At 56.5% G+C, this 12,846-nt stretch carries 16 protein-coding genes; 3 read left to right on the top strand and 13 right to left on the bottom strand.

The window, feature by feature from the left end; all coding sequences use genetic code 11:
* Positions 1–68: 68 nt before the first annotated feature.
* The 6 genes from panB to MCM46_06665 all read right to left on the bottom strand — a co-directional run bounded on the left by panB (position 69) and on the right by MCM46_06665 (position 4,678).
* Positions 69–869, bottom strand: coding sequence for a 3-methyl-2-oxobutanoate hydroxymethyltransferase (gene panB / locus MCM46_06640; protein MCG3111488.1), 801 nt, complete (start codon positions 867–869; stop codon positions 69–71).
* Positions 862–1,782: a methylenetetrahydrofolate reductase gene (locus MCM46_06645; GenBank protein MCG3111489.1), complete on the bottom strand. Its 921-nt coding sequence runs from the start codon at positions 1,780–1,782 to the stop codon at positions 862–864. The genes panB and MCM46_06645 overlap by 8 nt, the downstream gene beginning before the upstream one ends.
* A 34-nt stretch (positions 1,783–1,816) precedes the next feature.
* Positions 1,817–2,671, bottom strand: coding sequence for a bifunctional methylenetetrahydrofolate dehydrogenase/methenyltetrahydrofolate cyclohydrolase FolD (gene folD / locus MCM46_06650; protein ID MCG3111490.1), 855 nt, complete (start codon positions 2,669–2,671; stop codon positions 1,817–1,819).
* Positions 2,652–3,260, bottom strand: a complete 609-nt coding sequence (locus MCM46_06655) for a 5-formyltetrahydrofolate cyclo-ligase (protein ID MCG3111491.1) — start codon at positions 3,258–3,260, stop codon at positions 2,652–2,654. Before MCM46_06655 ends, folD begins: the two co-directional genes overlap by 20 nt.
* 177 nt (positions 3,261–3,437) lie before the next feature.
* Positions 3,438–4,313 carry an HD-GYP domain-containing protein gene (locus tag MCM46_06660; GenBank protein ID MCG3111492.1) on the bottom strand — a complete coding sequence of 292 codons (876 nt, stop codon included), beginning with the start codon at positions 4,311–4,313 and terminating at the stop codon, positions 3,438–3,440.
* Complete coding sequence (locus MCM46_06665) at positions 4,310–4,678, bottom strand: response regulator (protein ID MCG3111493.1); 369 nt, start codon at positions 4,676–4,678, stop codon at positions 4,310–4,312. The genes MCM46_06660 and MCM46_06665 overlap by 4 nt, the downstream gene beginning before the upstream one ends.
* A gap of 133 nt (positions 4,679–4,811) precedes the next feature.
* Between MCM46_06665 and lexA the strand changes: the two genes are divergently transcribed.
* Together lexA and MCM46_06675 are read left to right on the top strand one after the other, a co-directional pair.
* Positions 4,812–5,510, top strand: a complete 699-nt coding sequence (gene lexA, locus MCM46_06670) for a transcriptional repressor LexA (GenBank protein MCG3111494.1) — start codon at positions 4,812–4,814, stop codon at positions 5,508–5,510.
* The gene (locus tag MCM46_06675) at positions 5,479–5,985 is read left to right on the top strand and encodes a hypothetical protein (protein ID MCG3111495.1); all 507 of its coding nucleotides are present in this window, start codon (positions 5,479–5,481) and stop codon (positions 5,983–5,985) included. The genes lexA and MCM46_06675 overlap by 32 nt, the downstream gene beginning before the upstream one ends.
* 90 nt (positions 5,986–6,075) lie before the next feature.
* Here MCM46_06675 and MCM46_06680 read toward each other — a convergent pair whose 3' ends face one another.
* The 4 genes from MCM46_06680 to MCM46_06695 form a co-directional block, all read right to left on the bottom strand.
* Complete coding sequence (locus MCM46_06680) at positions 6,076–6,519, bottom strand: MaoC family dehydratase N-terminal domain-containing protein (GenBank protein ID MCG3111496.1); 444 nt, start codon at positions 6,517–6,519, stop codon at positions 6,076–6,078.
* Positions 6,516–8,060 (bottom strand): long-chain fatty acid--CoA ligase, encoded by a 1,545-nt coding sequence (locus tag MCM46_06685; GenBank protein ID MCG3111497.1) that lies wholly within the window; start codon positions 8,058–8,060, stop codon positions 6,516–6,518. The genes MCM46_06680 and MCM46_06685 overlap by 4 nt, the downstream gene beginning before the upstream one ends.
* Before the next feature lie 135 nt (positions 8,061–8,195).
* On the bottom strand, positions 8,196–8,576 hold the full coding sequence (locus MCM46_06690) for a PilZ domain-containing protein (GenBank protein MCG3111498.1): 381 nt from the start codon (positions 8,574–8,576) through the stop codon (positions 8,196–8,198).
* 32 nt (positions 8,577–8,608) lie between these two features.
* Entirely contained in the window at positions 8,609–8,983 is a 375-nt protein-coding gene (locus MCM46_06695) for a PilZ domain-containing protein (GenBank protein ID MCG3111499.1), read from the bottom strand.
* Between the two features lie 188 nt (positions 8,984–9,171).
* Between MCM46_06695 and MCM46_06700 the strand changes: the two genes are divergently transcribed.
* Positions 9,172–10,281, top strand: a complete 1,110-nt coding sequence (locus tag MCM46_06700; protein ID MCG3111500.1) for an OpgC domain-containing protein — start codon at positions 9,172–9,174, stop codon at positions 10,279–10,281.
* 23 nt (positions 10,282–10,304) lie between these two features.
* Here MCM46_06700 and MCM46_06705 read toward each other — a convergent pair whose 3' ends face one another.
* The 3 genes from MCM46_06705 to MCM46_06715 form a co-directional block, all read right to left on the bottom strand.
* Positions 10,305–10,769, bottom strand: a complete 465-nt coding sequence (locus tag MCM46_06705) for a Zn-ribbon domain-containing OB-fold protein (protein MCG3111501.1) — start codon at positions 10,767–10,769, stop codon at positions 10,305–10,307.
* Positions 10,766–11,962, bottom strand: a complete 1,197-nt coding sequence (locus MCM46_06710) for a thiolase family protein (protein ID MCG3111502.1) — start codon at positions 11,960–11,962, stop codon at positions 10,766–10,768. The genes MCM46_06705 and MCM46_06710 overlap by 4 nt, the downstream gene beginning before the upstream one ends.
* A gap of 269 nt (positions 11,963–12,231) precedes the next feature.
* A complete protein-coding gene (locus tag MCM46_06715; GenBank protein ID MCG3111503.1) occupies positions 12,232–12,843 on the bottom strand; it encodes a dual specificity protein phosphatase family protein in 612 nt (203 codons plus the stop codon).
* Positions 12,844–12,846: the final 3 nt, after the last annotated feature.

Here is a 12,846-nt window from a genome sequence, read left to right on the forward strand (position 1 = left end):
AGGCTGGGATTTCTCCCAGCCTTTTTATTTCATCCGACTCAATCTTGTAAATAAGCCTTTCGAGCGTTCTACTCGTATCCCTCTTCTTCCGTGGGAAATTTGCCCGACTCCACATCCGATTTGTAGCGACGGACCGCCTCGGTAATCGTCGAGGTGAGGTCGGCGTAGCGGCGGACGAACTTGGGATGGAAGCGGGTGAAGAGGCCGAGGAGATCGTGCAGAACAAGGACCTGGCCGTCGCAGTGAGGACCCGCGCCGATCCCGATCGTCGGGATTTTAATCGATTGAGTGATTTTCTTCGCCAGGGAAATCGGAATCCCCTCCAACACTAACGAGAAAGCCCCCGCCGACTCGACCGTCTTGGCGTCTGCGAGGAGCTGCTTGACCTGAGAGGTCCCTCGTCCTTGAACCTTGTATCCCCCCATCCGATGAACTGATTGCGGAGTCAATCCGATGTGCGCCATGACCGGAATATCGTGGCGCGTCAGCACTTCAATCCGATCGGCGACCCGCACGCCTCCCTCCAGCTTCACCGCCGCGGCGCCCCCTTCCTTCAGGAACCGTCCGGCATTCCGGATCGTCTCCTCAATGCTCGCCTGATAGGATAAAAACGGCATGTCGCCGACGACCAAGGCCCGCTTCGCGGCCCGGGAGACCATTCGGGTATGATAAATCATCTGATCCAGCGTCACCGGAAGGGTGCTCTCCTCCCCCTGAACGACGATCCCGACCGTATCCCCGACCAAGAGAATGTCGATCCCCGCCTCATCGATCAGCTTGGCGAAGGGGAAATCATAGGCCGTCAGGACGGTGATCTTCTCCCCGTTCTCTTTTTTCTCGCGAATCCGGGGAACCGTGATTTTATCCATTCGCTCCTCCGGCGGCCTTTTTTAACCCGGGACCTTTGGGCAAAAGCCCCGCCCGTTCCAAGATCACCGGGATCTGCTCCTCGGCGCCAATCGCCATCAGATGAATCCCGTCGCATTTCCTTCGGATCGCCTCGATCAGCCCGAGCGCAATTTCGATCCCTGCCTCCAGTTCTCCCTCTTTTCCGGCCCGCTCCAGCTTTTGGACAAAGCGCTCCGGCACGCGGATCCCGAGATGCTCCGTCACATAACGAGCCATTTTGAGAGAGCGGAGGAGGAGAACACCGGCGAGAATGTTGACGTTCGACTTCCGGGCCTGCGCCATGAATCGTTCGAAACGGTCAGGCTGAAAGATCGCTTGCGTTTGAAAAAATCGGGCGCCGGCCTCGATCTTTTTTCCGAACTGCATCAACGCCGGCTCCAGCGGTTCCGCTTCCGGCGAGACCGCCGCCCCCGGAAGGAGAGAAGTCCCCCCCTGGATCGGTTTCCCGGTCATCTCCTTTCCTTCGTTGAGGCTGCGGACCACCTGGAGAATCTCCACCGATTCGAGATCAAAAACCGCCTTCCCCTCTTTTTGATTCCCCATGGAGAGATCGTCCCCCGTCAGGCAGAGGACATTTCGAATATCGAGAATATGTAAACCGAGGAGATCGGACTGGATGGCAAGCCGATTCCGATCGCGGCCGGTGATCTGGCAGATCGGATCGTGCCCCATATCGAGGAGGATCTTGCTGAGCGCCAGCGGGCTGGCGTGCAGGGTCGCCGCCGGATTATCGTTTACGTTGACCGCATGGACCTTTCCCAAGAGCCGCTGCGCGTGATTGCAGAACCCGCCAATATCGGTTCCCTTTGGCGGCAAACACTCCGCCGTTAAAATAAACTCTCCCGATTCCAGCGCTTCTCTGAGTGTCTTCATAAAGCCCTTTGCCTTTCTCCGGCCGCGTCTCCCCTCAGGCTTTTTCCTTCTTCCACTTCGCAGACTGAAGGGTATTTAAAAGAAGCATGGCGATCGTCATCGGACCGACCCCGCCCGGCACCGGCGTGATCGCCCCGGCCCGCTCCTGGACCGGATCAAAATCGACATCGCCGACGATCCGGCCGTCCGGAAGGCGATTGATCCCGACATCAATCACCACCGCGCCCTCTTTCACCATTTCCTTTTTTACAAATTGCGGCTTGCCGATCGCCGCGATCAGGATATCGGCCTGGCGGCAGACCTCGGGTAAGTTTTTTGTCCTCGAATGGCAGATCGTCACCGTCGCATGGTGATGAAGCAGGAGCAGCGCCGCCGGTTTTCCGACGATATTGCTTCGTCCGACGATGACCGCATTCGCTCCGGCGATCTCGACTTTAGAAGCAAGGAGAAGCTCGATGATGCCGAGCGGCGTGCAGGGGACGAACCCCTTCTCGTTGGCCACCAATTTCCCGACATTGATATAATGGAACCCGTCGACATCTTTCTCCGGAATCACCGTATCGAGCACCTTGCGCTCGTTGATCTGCTTCGGCAGGGGAAGCTGAACCAAGATGCCGTGAATTTTCGGGTCCTGATTGAGGCGCTCGACCAGAGAGAGCACCTCGGCCTCCGTGGTCTCCTCGGGAAGGTGATGCTCTTCCGAATAAATCCCGACCTCTTCACAGGCCTTTCGTTTGTTTCGAACGTAAATTTTCGAAGCGGGATTCTCTCCCACCAGGACCGCCGCCAATCCGGGCCGATCGCTCGGACCGAGTTTTTCGACCTCGGTCTTCACCCGGGCGCGGACTTCCTGCGCAATCGCCTTTCCGTCAATTCGTTTCGCCGGCACTTTCGTCTCCCTGAATGTATATCGTTCTTTTTTCTGTCATGATCAGATCAACCGGATGATCGGTCTCTTCAATTGGAAGCCGATTGAGCACCTGAAACTCAAACGCCACCCCGACTTTCCTCCCCCTTGCCGAAGAAAGAAGCCGATCATAATACCCCCCCCCAAACCCCAGCCGATTCCCCGTCTCATCAAAAGCCACTCCCGGAACGACCCACAGTTCGACCTCCTTCGGATCGACCTTTTTCCGGTATTCGAGCCGCGGTTCGGAAATGCCATAGGGACCGGGCTGCAACTTGGAGGGATGAAGTTCGATCAGCTCCGAAAGGGCCAACGACTTTGTCTCCGGTTGAACGAGAGGGACCACAACCCGCTTCTTCATATGGAGCGCCTCCCGGATCATCTCGTCGGTCTGAACCTCCGCAGCCATGGCCAAATAGAAATGGATCGTCTGCGCCGCGTTGAATTCAGAGGAAGCTAAAAATCGCTTTGCGATCTCCCCGCTTTTAAGCCGACATTCCTCGGAGGAGAGCGCCTTTCTCCGGAGAAGAAAACCGGCCCGAATCTCCTTTTTATCCGTGAAATGGCCCACATTCGCAACCTCTGCCCGTTTTTCAGGTTATCAGGTCGCCGTTTCGATTGTCAAGGAATTTGACCTGCTTGAGGTTCGTTCAGGGATGGGAAAGGCGTTGCAGCTTTCGGGTCTCTCCTGAGCTACCACAGTGGTATATCGACAAGACGATCGCGATTTTCAAAACGGAAATCTCAATTAAGAAGCGGGATTGGGAGGATGGGGGGAGGTTCCGAGAAGGATCGGGTCGAGTAAGCCGGCCCTCCAAATTTCCAAGAAAACGACGACGATGTTCGGATCGAACTGAGTCCCCGAGCAACGTTTGATCTCCTCAATGGCGCGCTCGGGATCGAGCTGCTTACGGTAGGGACGGCTGCTCGTCATCGCATCAAAGGTATCGGAGACGGCCAACAGTCTTCCTTCGATCGGAATCGCCTCGCCGGAGAGCCCCTTCGGATATCCCTTTCCATCATACCGCTCGTGATGATAGAGGACATACGGAACCAGCGCTTCCAGAAAATCGATCCCGCGGATAATTTGCTCGCCGATCTCCGGATGGGCCTTCATCATCTCAAACTCCTCGACCGTGAGCTTTCCGGGCTTATTGAGAACGGCATCAGGGACGCCGATCTTCCCGACGTCATGGAGATGCCCGGCCAGCTCCAGCACCGCCAATCGTTCCTCCGGCCAATCGAGTAGCTTTGCCGTGAGCTTCGCATATTCGGTCACCCGGTCGGTATGCCCGCCGGTATAGCGGTCACGCTTCTCGATCGCCTTGGCGAGCGTGATGGCGGTCGCTCTTTGGCTCTGAATGAGCTGTTCCCTTTGCTGGCGTTCATGCAGATAGCTCTTCCGAAGATCTTCAGCATACCGCAACATCTGTTGGTACGCCGTCTCCAACTCTCGCGTCTTGAGTTTTTCTCTCTTAAGAAGAATCTTCAGATCTCGGAGAACATAGGCGAGCTGCGTTCCGGAATAACCGAATTCTTCCCGAAGGTATCGCTCCAGATCTCGATCGACGGAAGAAAGCTCCCTCGATTCGCCTGGTCTTTGACTGGGGATGAAGTTCATCATTTTTTTCGGGTTAAGATCTTGCTGACGCAGTCGAGGAGTTCGAGAGGACTGAAGGGTTTGGTGAGGTAGACATTTGCATCGAAGCTCTTTGCTTCGTTCTCCGAAAGCTTCCCCCTACCGGTCAAGATAATGATGGGGATCGCCTTGGTCCGGAGATCCGACCGAACCTTTTTGCAAACCTCTTCTCCGCTGATCCCCGGCATCATTAAATCGAGGATCAGAAGATCCGGTCTTTCCTCTAGGCACTTTGCGACTGTGTCGGGACCGTTCTCGGATTCAATGATGTGGTATTCCTCGCTTTCCAGAGTGCTGTGAATGAGGAGGCGGATCGGGACTTCATCGTCGGCGATTAAGATCTTCTTCATCGGCTGCTCCGGGTGGAAAAAGGATAACACAAAAGGGTTTTTTGTCAACGAAACCGAGCGTGTGATAACAACTTAAGGGTTCACGCGAAGCGGGTGATCCGCGGTGAACTCCGCCTTGACAAGGGATGAAAAAATGATTACGATGAGGATCGCGCAGGAGGTCTACACCTGTAGACTTCCGGGGGAAGGAATGGCGGGAACCGCTCTTACAAAACGACAGCAAGCGATCTATCAGTATCTACAACGCTTCCTGGATGAACACGGGTTTCCGCCGACCCTCCGTGAAATCGCGCGGCATTTCAGGCTGGCCGGACCGATGGGGGTAAAGAGACATCTCGATACCCTCGTCCGTAAAGGGGTCATTCAACGTCTCCCCGGACAACCGCGAGCGATCCGCATTAAAACCCCTCCCCTTCGGCAGGGCCGCCTTCTTCCGATTCTCGGCGAAGTCCATGCCGGGCTTCCCCTTCTCTCCGAAGAAAACATGGAGGGAGAGCTCTTGCTCGATTCGATGATCGCCGCCCGGGAATCGGCCTTCGTCCTTCGGGTGAAGGGGGAGAGCATGATCGACGCCCACATCGTCGACGGAGATTACGTGGTGGTGCAAAAAGAGCAAACCGTGGGAAATGGGGAGATGGCGGTGGTGCTTGTCGACGGAGAGGCGACGCTCAAGTATTTTACGAAGAGAAAGAAAGAAATCATTTTATCTCCCGCCCATCCCGAGATGAAACCGATCATTGTTCGACAGGATCAATCGGTTCAGGTTTTGGGAAGAGTGGTCGCCGTATTAAGGATGGTGGATGCAGGCAGTAAAGGAAAAAAGAACAGGTAAGTCCTCATTTCAGGATTATCTAAAACGATTCTCTCTCCGCTACAAGGGAACATCGAAAACAAAAAAGGCCCCCTCCGACTACCTGATCGAAAGCCCGTTCGGGAAGCTCTTTGCAGTGGTCCTCGAATACGATGCCTCCACGGAAATCCGGGAAAAACTGAAAGAGGCTCAAAAACGGTCGAAACAGTTCAAGAAGGAGAAAACCCCTTTCATGCCGGTCCTCCACAAGGGGGGTCTGCCCGGTCTGGAACACCGCTACCTTCAGGAAGCCCTTCAGGAGGGACACTTTCCGGAGCTGAGCGCAATCGCTCTGCTGGAGGGAAGGCCGGGTCAAGAACACCTCCGGATTTTTCACAACCGCTTCGCAAACCATCTCCTCGATCGGCGCATCTTCGATCACGACAAGGACAAGAATCTCTTTCTGGCAAAAATCTTTCCGAATCACTTTTTCTGGATTGTCGAAGACGCGATCTAAAGGCGGAGAGTGCAGCGATCAGCGGTCAGCTATCAGTAAAGGACGCAAATCTTTATCTTTTCGCTGACGGCTGACCGCTGACAGCTTCTTCTATCTCCTTCTCTTTACCAGCAGCGTCCAGCTCCCCTCTTGCACCGTTTCATTCCGTTGATTGAGAACCGCCGCCTCCAGGGTCAGGATGCCCCGATCGGGCTGCCGGCTCGCTCTCTTCTCCTTCACGATGACATCGGTATGCACGGCGTCACCGATCCGGACCGGCGCGGTGAACTTCCACGCCAAACCAAGAAAGGCGATGACGCTCTCTTCCAAAAGACCGAGCCGTACCCAGAGACCCGATGCGATCGAAAGCCCCAGCAACCCATGCGCAATCCGCCCGCCGAAGGGGGTCTTCTTCGCATAGGCTTCGTCGAGGTGGAGCCGGTGGTGATCTCCCGAGAGATCGGCGAACTGAACAATATCGTTCTCGGTGATTGTTCGCGCCTCGGTGGTAAACCTCTCCCCCACTTCAAAATCATCGAAGAACCGGCGGGTCATTTTTCTTCCCGTTGGAGATAGGTTTCTCTCAGTTTCCCCTTCTGGATCTTTCCGGTTGCCGTCTTTGGAAAAGCGTCCATGAAGATCACCTCCTTGGGACATTTAAATCGGGCCAGGTGTTCTCGGCAATAAGCGATGATCGTTTCGGCGGTTGATGAGGCATCCGGTTTCGGGATGATGAAGGCGGCCACCTCTTCTCCCCACACCGGATCGGGCAGCCCGACCACCGCCGCCTCCAGGACATCGGGGTGCCGATAAAGCCGCTCCTCGATCTCTTTCGGATAGATATTCTCCCCTCCCCGGATGATCATCTCTTTCTTCCGGCCGACGATGAAGAAAAATCCCTCCTCGTCGCGATAGCCGAGATCGCCGGTGTGAAGCCGGCCGCCGCGCAGCGCTTCTTCGGTCGCCGCCGGATTCTTGAAATAACCTGCCATGACATTCTCGCCTCGGACAACAATCTCGCCGACCTCCCCCACCGGCGCCTCCTCGTCACGGTCATTCATGACCGTCATCTCCTGGTCCGGAAGGGGAAGGCCGACCGAGCCGATCTTTCGCAGGCCCCCCAAGGGATTGACCGAGGAGACGCAGGTTCCTTCCGACAGTCCATACCCTTCCAGAATGAACGCATGGAATTTCTCCTCGAACTTTTCAAAGAGCTCCACCGGCATCGGCGCCGCCCCGCAGATACAGAAACGAAGCGATGAGAGGTCATGCGCTTTCGTCTCCTCGGCGTGGAGGAGAATCGCGTAGATCGTCGGGACACCGGAGAAGGCGGTTGCGCGAAATCGCTCCAGGTAAATGAAGAAATCTTTCGGCGAGAATCTTTCCATCAGGACCATGCTCCCCCCGACGAAAAGAGGACCCAACGTCGTCACGACCTGGCCGTTGACATGGAAGAGGGGGAGGATGCAGAGGAGGCGGTCCTGTTCGGTCATCTGCGTCGGCCGAACGAACTGCGCCACGTTAGAGAGATAATTCCGATGGGTCAGGATCGCCCCCTTTGGCGATCCGGTCGTCCCGGAGGTGTAGATCAGCGCCGCCGGATCGTTCGGTCGGAGATCGATCTGCAACGGCGAGCCGCCGGCCACATAAAGAGAGGAGAAGACTCTTCCCTCGCCTGCCCGCTCACCGATCAGAAAAATCTGCTCCAACATCGGCAACCCGGACCGCTTCGGCGCGATGACGGAATAAAGCGTGGGGGTGGTGATCAAGACGCGGCTTTCGGAGTTCTGAAGAATATAGGCCGCCTCTTCACCCTTCAATTGCGTGTTGATCGGCACCGCCACCGCCCCGAGCTTCAACGTCCCGAAAAAGGCGAAGAGAAATTCCGGCATGTTTGGAAGGAAGAGGGCGACCTTCTCCCCCGGCCGGATTTTGAACCGGGCGAGATTTTCGGCGATCCGCTCGGTCCGCTCATCGAGCTGGCGGTAAGTAACCTCCTGCTCTTTGAAGAAAAGAAAGACTTTATTGGGAAAGCGCTCCGCCTGCCGGCGGAGAAGGGCGGGGATGGAGCGAAGCGGATCGGGAATGGCCATCATTCAGCCGGTCGATGATTTAGGTGGACCTGGTTTGATTCTGGCGCGAGTCTAACACAGGAGACCGGCCCCGGCAAGCCAGTCTCCGCTGCAACGTTTCTTGGAAGGGACGGGGTGTTGGCGAGGCAGGGCTTGGCGTCACGATTTATTCTGAAGAACCCGTTGGATCTTTGCAAAGAGGCAGGGTTGTTTTTCGGCGGTCAGGAGAGCGAGAAACTGCAATCCGTAGGAATGGCTGCCGTCGCCCCGATGCGCCGCCATGACTCTTCCGGCCGCCTTCTCTTCAAACGGTTTTCCTTCTTCCTCTCCGAGGATCCGAAGGGTGAGCAGTTTCCCGAGATCAAACCGCTCCTTCGTATGAAAGAGAAGACCGGAGAGGCTGATGTTGCTGATTGTGATCTCGATCGGCCGCGGCCCGAAAACGACGCTTCCCTTCCCGGAGAAGGCGATGCGGGGCTGCTTTCGTTGATCCAGAGAAGGGGCGTCCGGCCCTTCCATTCCGATAAAAAAATTGGGCATCCTCTCCTCCGATGGATCGGTTCAGCGGAACATCACTCTCTGACTGCGGAGCGTTTGCTGGCTTGAAGATAGCGGTAGAGTGAGGGCTGGTTCTCCAAGGTGAGGACCTCGTCGAATTGTACGCCGTAAGAGTAGCCGACGCCCCCCCGATTCACCGCTACGATTTTTCCTGTCACCACTTCTCGGAAGGCCTCTTTTCGGAACCGTCCCTCGATTTGAAGCGCGACCGTCTTTCCGAAATCCAACCACTTACGGGAATGAAAAAGAAGACCGGAAAGGCTCATGTTGGTAATCATCACCTTGACGAAGGGAAGCTCTGAAAGGAGCGTCGCTTTGCTGACCACCGGAAGCCGGGGATGTTTCCGTTTATCGTCTCGATTCTCAAGGGCCAAAATAAAACTATCCATCTCCTTCTCCTTCACTTCTGAATAGATCCGTTACCGGCACAGGGACCTAATGAGAAGATAGCAGAAGATGATGCGCTGTCAAGCGATCCACCCCTTCCAACACCGGCCCAGCCTTGTGGCGGAATCCTCCAAAGAGATAAAATAGATCTAGATCCCTTCTTTCCCCGATCCGACGGAGGCACCCTTCCATGAAAAGAAACGACGCTTTGGATGCATTGCGGGGACTTTTTCTTGTCGTGATGACCCTCAATCACGACGGCGGCCCGCTCCGCCGGCTCACGCATGAGCCGTTCGGTTTCGCCTCGGCGGCCGAAGGTTTTTTTCTTTTATCGGGCCTGGCGACCGGACTGGCCTATACAGCCCCCTCCTTTTCGTCGATTGCGCAACGCGCCTTCCACAACACCCGGCGCATTTATCTTTATCATCTCCTCTCGTTTCTTTTCGTTTTCGCGCTGGTCCGGCTCTTCCCCCTCGCGGCGGCGGAGAGCCGGTGGACCGATCGCCTCCTGATCATCCGCGAGGAACCGCTCTCGGCCCTTCTTCTCGGCGCGGCGACACTTTACCGGCCGCATTTTTTTGATATCCTTCCGATGTACACCCTTCTGGTGCTGGTTGTCCCTTTTTTGATCCGGCGCTATCAAAACGGAAGCGGCGCGGCGGTCTTGCTGTTCAGTCTCTCCTTATGGGGATTTTCTCAAACCGGCCTGAGAGAAAATTTCACGGCACTCGTTCTGCCCCTCACCCAATCGGAGCTCGGCTACTTCGACCTCTTCGCGTGGCAATTTCCCTTCGTTCTCGGAACCTGGTTGGGATTCACCGGCAGAAAGGGTTCCACCCCGCATCTTTTTTACCATCCCTGTTTTATTGCGATTGCACTCACGATCGGCCTTTTCCTCTTCCTGGTTCGCCATCAACCTGTGCTGCTCGACGCCGTTTTTCCTTTCTCGATTCAACACGCAACCGAAAAGAGCCATCTCGGCTGGCTCCGATTAATCAACGTCCTCCTCATCACCTACTTAACCGCCCGGCTTGTTCAAGCCTATCCGCACCTTTTTCGGTGGCGTTGGTTTGCCTTTTTGGGAGCGCATTCATTGCCGGTGTTTACTTATCACCTCCTGATGCTTTATCTACTCGAATTCTTCGTCCGAAAACCGATCGCCTCATATGGAACCGGTCCGGCCTTGCTCCTTTCCATGTTATTCATCCTCAGCTTAACCCTTCCGGCATGGGTCCATTCGCACTACAAGGAATGGAAGACCAAAACCCGGAACCAGCCTGCCCTCACCCTGTCGACTTGAAGAAGAAAGGATCGGGAATCCGGCTACACCGGCACAAAATAAAAATCGGCCATCTCCCCTTTGCGCTCCGGGCGGAAGAGGGCGCGGACACGGATGCCGGGCCGGGCTTGGGTCACCTCATCGAGGATGATGTTTTGAAGGAGGAGGGTGTCGGCGCCGTCCACCCGGATGTAGGCGCAGACGAAGGGGGTCTTGGAGAAGAAGCGGGAGGTTGCATAGTAGACGGTGGTGCAGGTAATCACGGTCCCCTCGTTTCCGAGCGGCACCCACTTCGTTGGACGGTAACATTGGGAGCAGTTGATGCGCGGGGGAAGATAGGTCTTTTTGCAGCGGGCGCAGCGGCTGCCGAGGAGCTTCGCTTCTTCTTTGATCGCCCGAAAAAAAGGGGAGATCCCGCCGTAGCTGTAGCGGTAGTTCATCTCGATCCGGTCGGGGATCTCAAAGGGGACAACGTCCGGTCGGGGTTCTTTCTTCTTTCGCGCCATCATTCTCCCTCGACAATGAAAGCAAAGGTCCACGAAGTCGCCGGTCCCCCGATTCCCTGAACCAAGCCTCGCTTCGCCCCTTTGACCTGACGTTTCCCCGCCCGGTGGGTCACCTGGAGCGCCGCTTCGCCCATCTGCATCACGCCGGTGGCGCCGACCGCATGGCCGCAGCCGATCAGCCCGCCGCTCGGGTTGACCGGGAGATCGCCCTCCATCTCGGTCACCCCGTCGTCGATCAACGTCCCTCCCTCTCCCGGTTTGCAAAAGCCGAAGGCTTCGTAGGAGAGAATCTCGGCGGAGGTGAAGGCATCGTGTAGCTCGGCGAAGTCGAGCTCCTTTCTTGGGTTTCTGATCTTGGCCATCTTGTAAACCGCTTTCCCTGCCGCGATCGACGAGCCGAACTCGGCGTAGTCGGGCCGGTTCCCGGTGAAGGCCATGTCGGTCGAAGCGCCAACGCCGGTGATCCAGGCGACCGGCCGCTTCGCCTTCTTTGCAATTTTCTCCGAGACGAGAACCAGTGCCGAGGCCCCTTCCGAGTAGAGGCAGTTGTCGTAGAATTTGAACGGGTGGCAGATCTTTTTCGACCGGAGGACATCTTCGACGGTGATCCGCTCCGGCCGCTGAGCAAAAGGATTCTTGAAGGCGTTTTTGTGATTCTTGACCGAGACCTTCGCCATCTGCAGTTCGGTCGGGCTGCCGTATTTTTCCATGTGGGCGACGGTCGGGAGCGCGTAGGAAGCGGCGGGGGTCAGCCCCAATGGGGCTTCGAAGGTCATGTCGGCGGAGTAGATGATCCCCTTCAACACCTCCGGCGTGCTGCTTTTTAATTCGGGGTTGAAGGCGTCGGAGCATTTCTCGACGCCGAGAACGAGGACGATATCATAAAGGCCGGAGGCGATCTGCGCGAAGCCGGTGTGGACGGCGGCCCCGCCGGTCGCTCCGCCGGTGGTGACCCGGAGCGACGGTTTGAGACCGAGGCCGAGATAGTCATGGACGTAGACATCGGGCATGAACTGCCGCTGGAAAAGATCGTTGTAGATCCCGTAAACGGCTGATTCGATCTGATCGTGGGAGAGACCGGCATCTTTTAAGGCGGCCTTGGCGGCGTCGAACGCCAGCTCATAATAGCTCTTGTCGATCCAGCGGGCTCGAAAGGGGGTGGTCCCGTAACCGAGAATTGCGACGCGACGCGCCACAGATCCTCCTTATTTGATCGGAGCGAAGATGTCGGTCGCGGGGGAGAGGAAAGTCACCAGGTGGAAAATATAATACCCGGCGATCGCCAATCCAACCACCAGGATACTGAACTTGAGCACTTGTTTCATTTACACCTCAGTTGATTTAAGCCCCTTCGTGGGGATGATTCGCTTTTGAACCTCGGAGGGAAACGCCCTCCGTCCGGGGAAAAAGCATCGCCTTAATGTAGCGGAAGAGAGGGGAAGTGTCAATGGAAGAGGAAGGCCCGTTAAGGCGCCCGTTGCATCCGCTTTCGAACCCGTTCAATATCCAGGCGCTTAAGAAAACCGGGGTTGCGAAACCAGACGGTGTTGAAGCGAAAATCGAACATTTCATGAATGGCATCATCGGCGGTCCAGTTCTCGAAGAGCATCCGGTAGGCGGCGATGCTGTACCCGGTTCGGTCTTTCCCCTCGGCGCAGTGGACGAAGATCGGCACGCTGTCGGGATCTTTCAGAATTCTCTCAAGCTGCGTCAAGAAAAGGACCAGCTCCGCCTCTTCGGGGTCCCAGGCATCCATCGGGATACGCAGGTAATTGAGCTTCGTCTCTTCCAACAGCGGAAGATCGTCGTGGTGCTCACGAAGGGAGATGATCGTCTTCGCTCCGGCGGCTTCGAGGTTTCGGAATCCCGCTTCGGTCGGCTGCGCTCCCCGCCAGAGCAGGGGAGAGACTTTTGAAAAATTGGAAACCCCTTCGATGCAGGTGTCGCAAGGCGCCGGCCCGCTTCGGGTCGGCGGCGTGGCGGGGCGCGTCGCACATCCCGTCACGAGGAGGACGATCGCGCCCCAGAGGAGGAAAAGTCCTCTTATCCGTTTTCCGATGAGTGCTCCAGCCGCCACGCT

It is taken from the genome of Candidatus Manganitrophus morganii (assembly GCA_021651055.1).
GTDB lineage: Bacteria > Nitrospirota > Nitrospiria > SBBL01 > Manganitrophaceae > Manganitrophus > Manganitrophus morganii.

Coding starts and splice junctions, on each gene's coding strand:
- MCM46_06645 (MCG3111489.1), bottom strand. CDS start 1,782: ATGAAGACACTCAGAGAAGCGCTGGAATCGGGAGAGTTTATTTTAACG.
- MCM46_06700 (MCG3111500.1), top strand. CDS start 9,172: ATGAAAAGAAACGACGCTTTGGATGCATTGCGGGGACTTTTTCTTGTC.
- MCM46_06685 (MCG3111497.1), bottom strand. CDS start 8,060: ATGATGGCCATTCCCGATCCGCTTCGCTCCATCCCCGCCCTTCTCCGC.
- MCM46_06690 (MCG3111498.1), bottom strand. CDS start 8,576: ATGCCCAATTTTTTTATCGGAATGGAAGGGCCGGACGCCCCTTCTCTG.
- panB (MCG3111488.1), bottom strand. CDS start 869: ATGGATAAAATCACGGTTCCCCGGATTCGCGAGAAAAAAGAGAACGGG.
- MCM46_06705 (MCG3111501.1), bottom strand. CDS start 10,769: ATGATGGCGCGAAAGAAGAAAGAACCCCGACCGGACGTTGTCCCCTTT.
- MCM46_06680 (MCG3111496.1), bottom strand. CDS start 6,519: ATGACCCGCCGGTTCTTCGATGATTTTGAAGTGGGGGAGAGGTTTACC.
- MCM46_06695 (MCG3111499.1), bottom strand. CDS start 8,983: ATGGATAGTTTTATTTTGGCCCTTGAGAATCGAGACGATAAACGGAAA.
- MCM46_06660 (MCG3111492.1), bottom strand. CDS start 4,313: ATGATGAACTTCATCCCCAGTCAAAGACCAGGCGAATCGAGGGAGCTT.
- MCM46_06665 (MCG3111493.1), bottom strand. CDS start 4,678: ATGAAGAAGATCTTAATCGCCGACGATGAAGTCCCGATCCGCCTCCTC.
- lexA (MCG3111494.1), top strand. CDS start 4,812: ATGATTACGATGAGGATCGCGCAGGAGGTCTACACCTGTAGACTTCCG.
- MCM46_06675 (MCG3111495.1), top strand. CDS start 5,479: ATGCAGGCAGTAAAGGAAAAAAGAACAGGTAAGTCCTCATTTCAGGAT.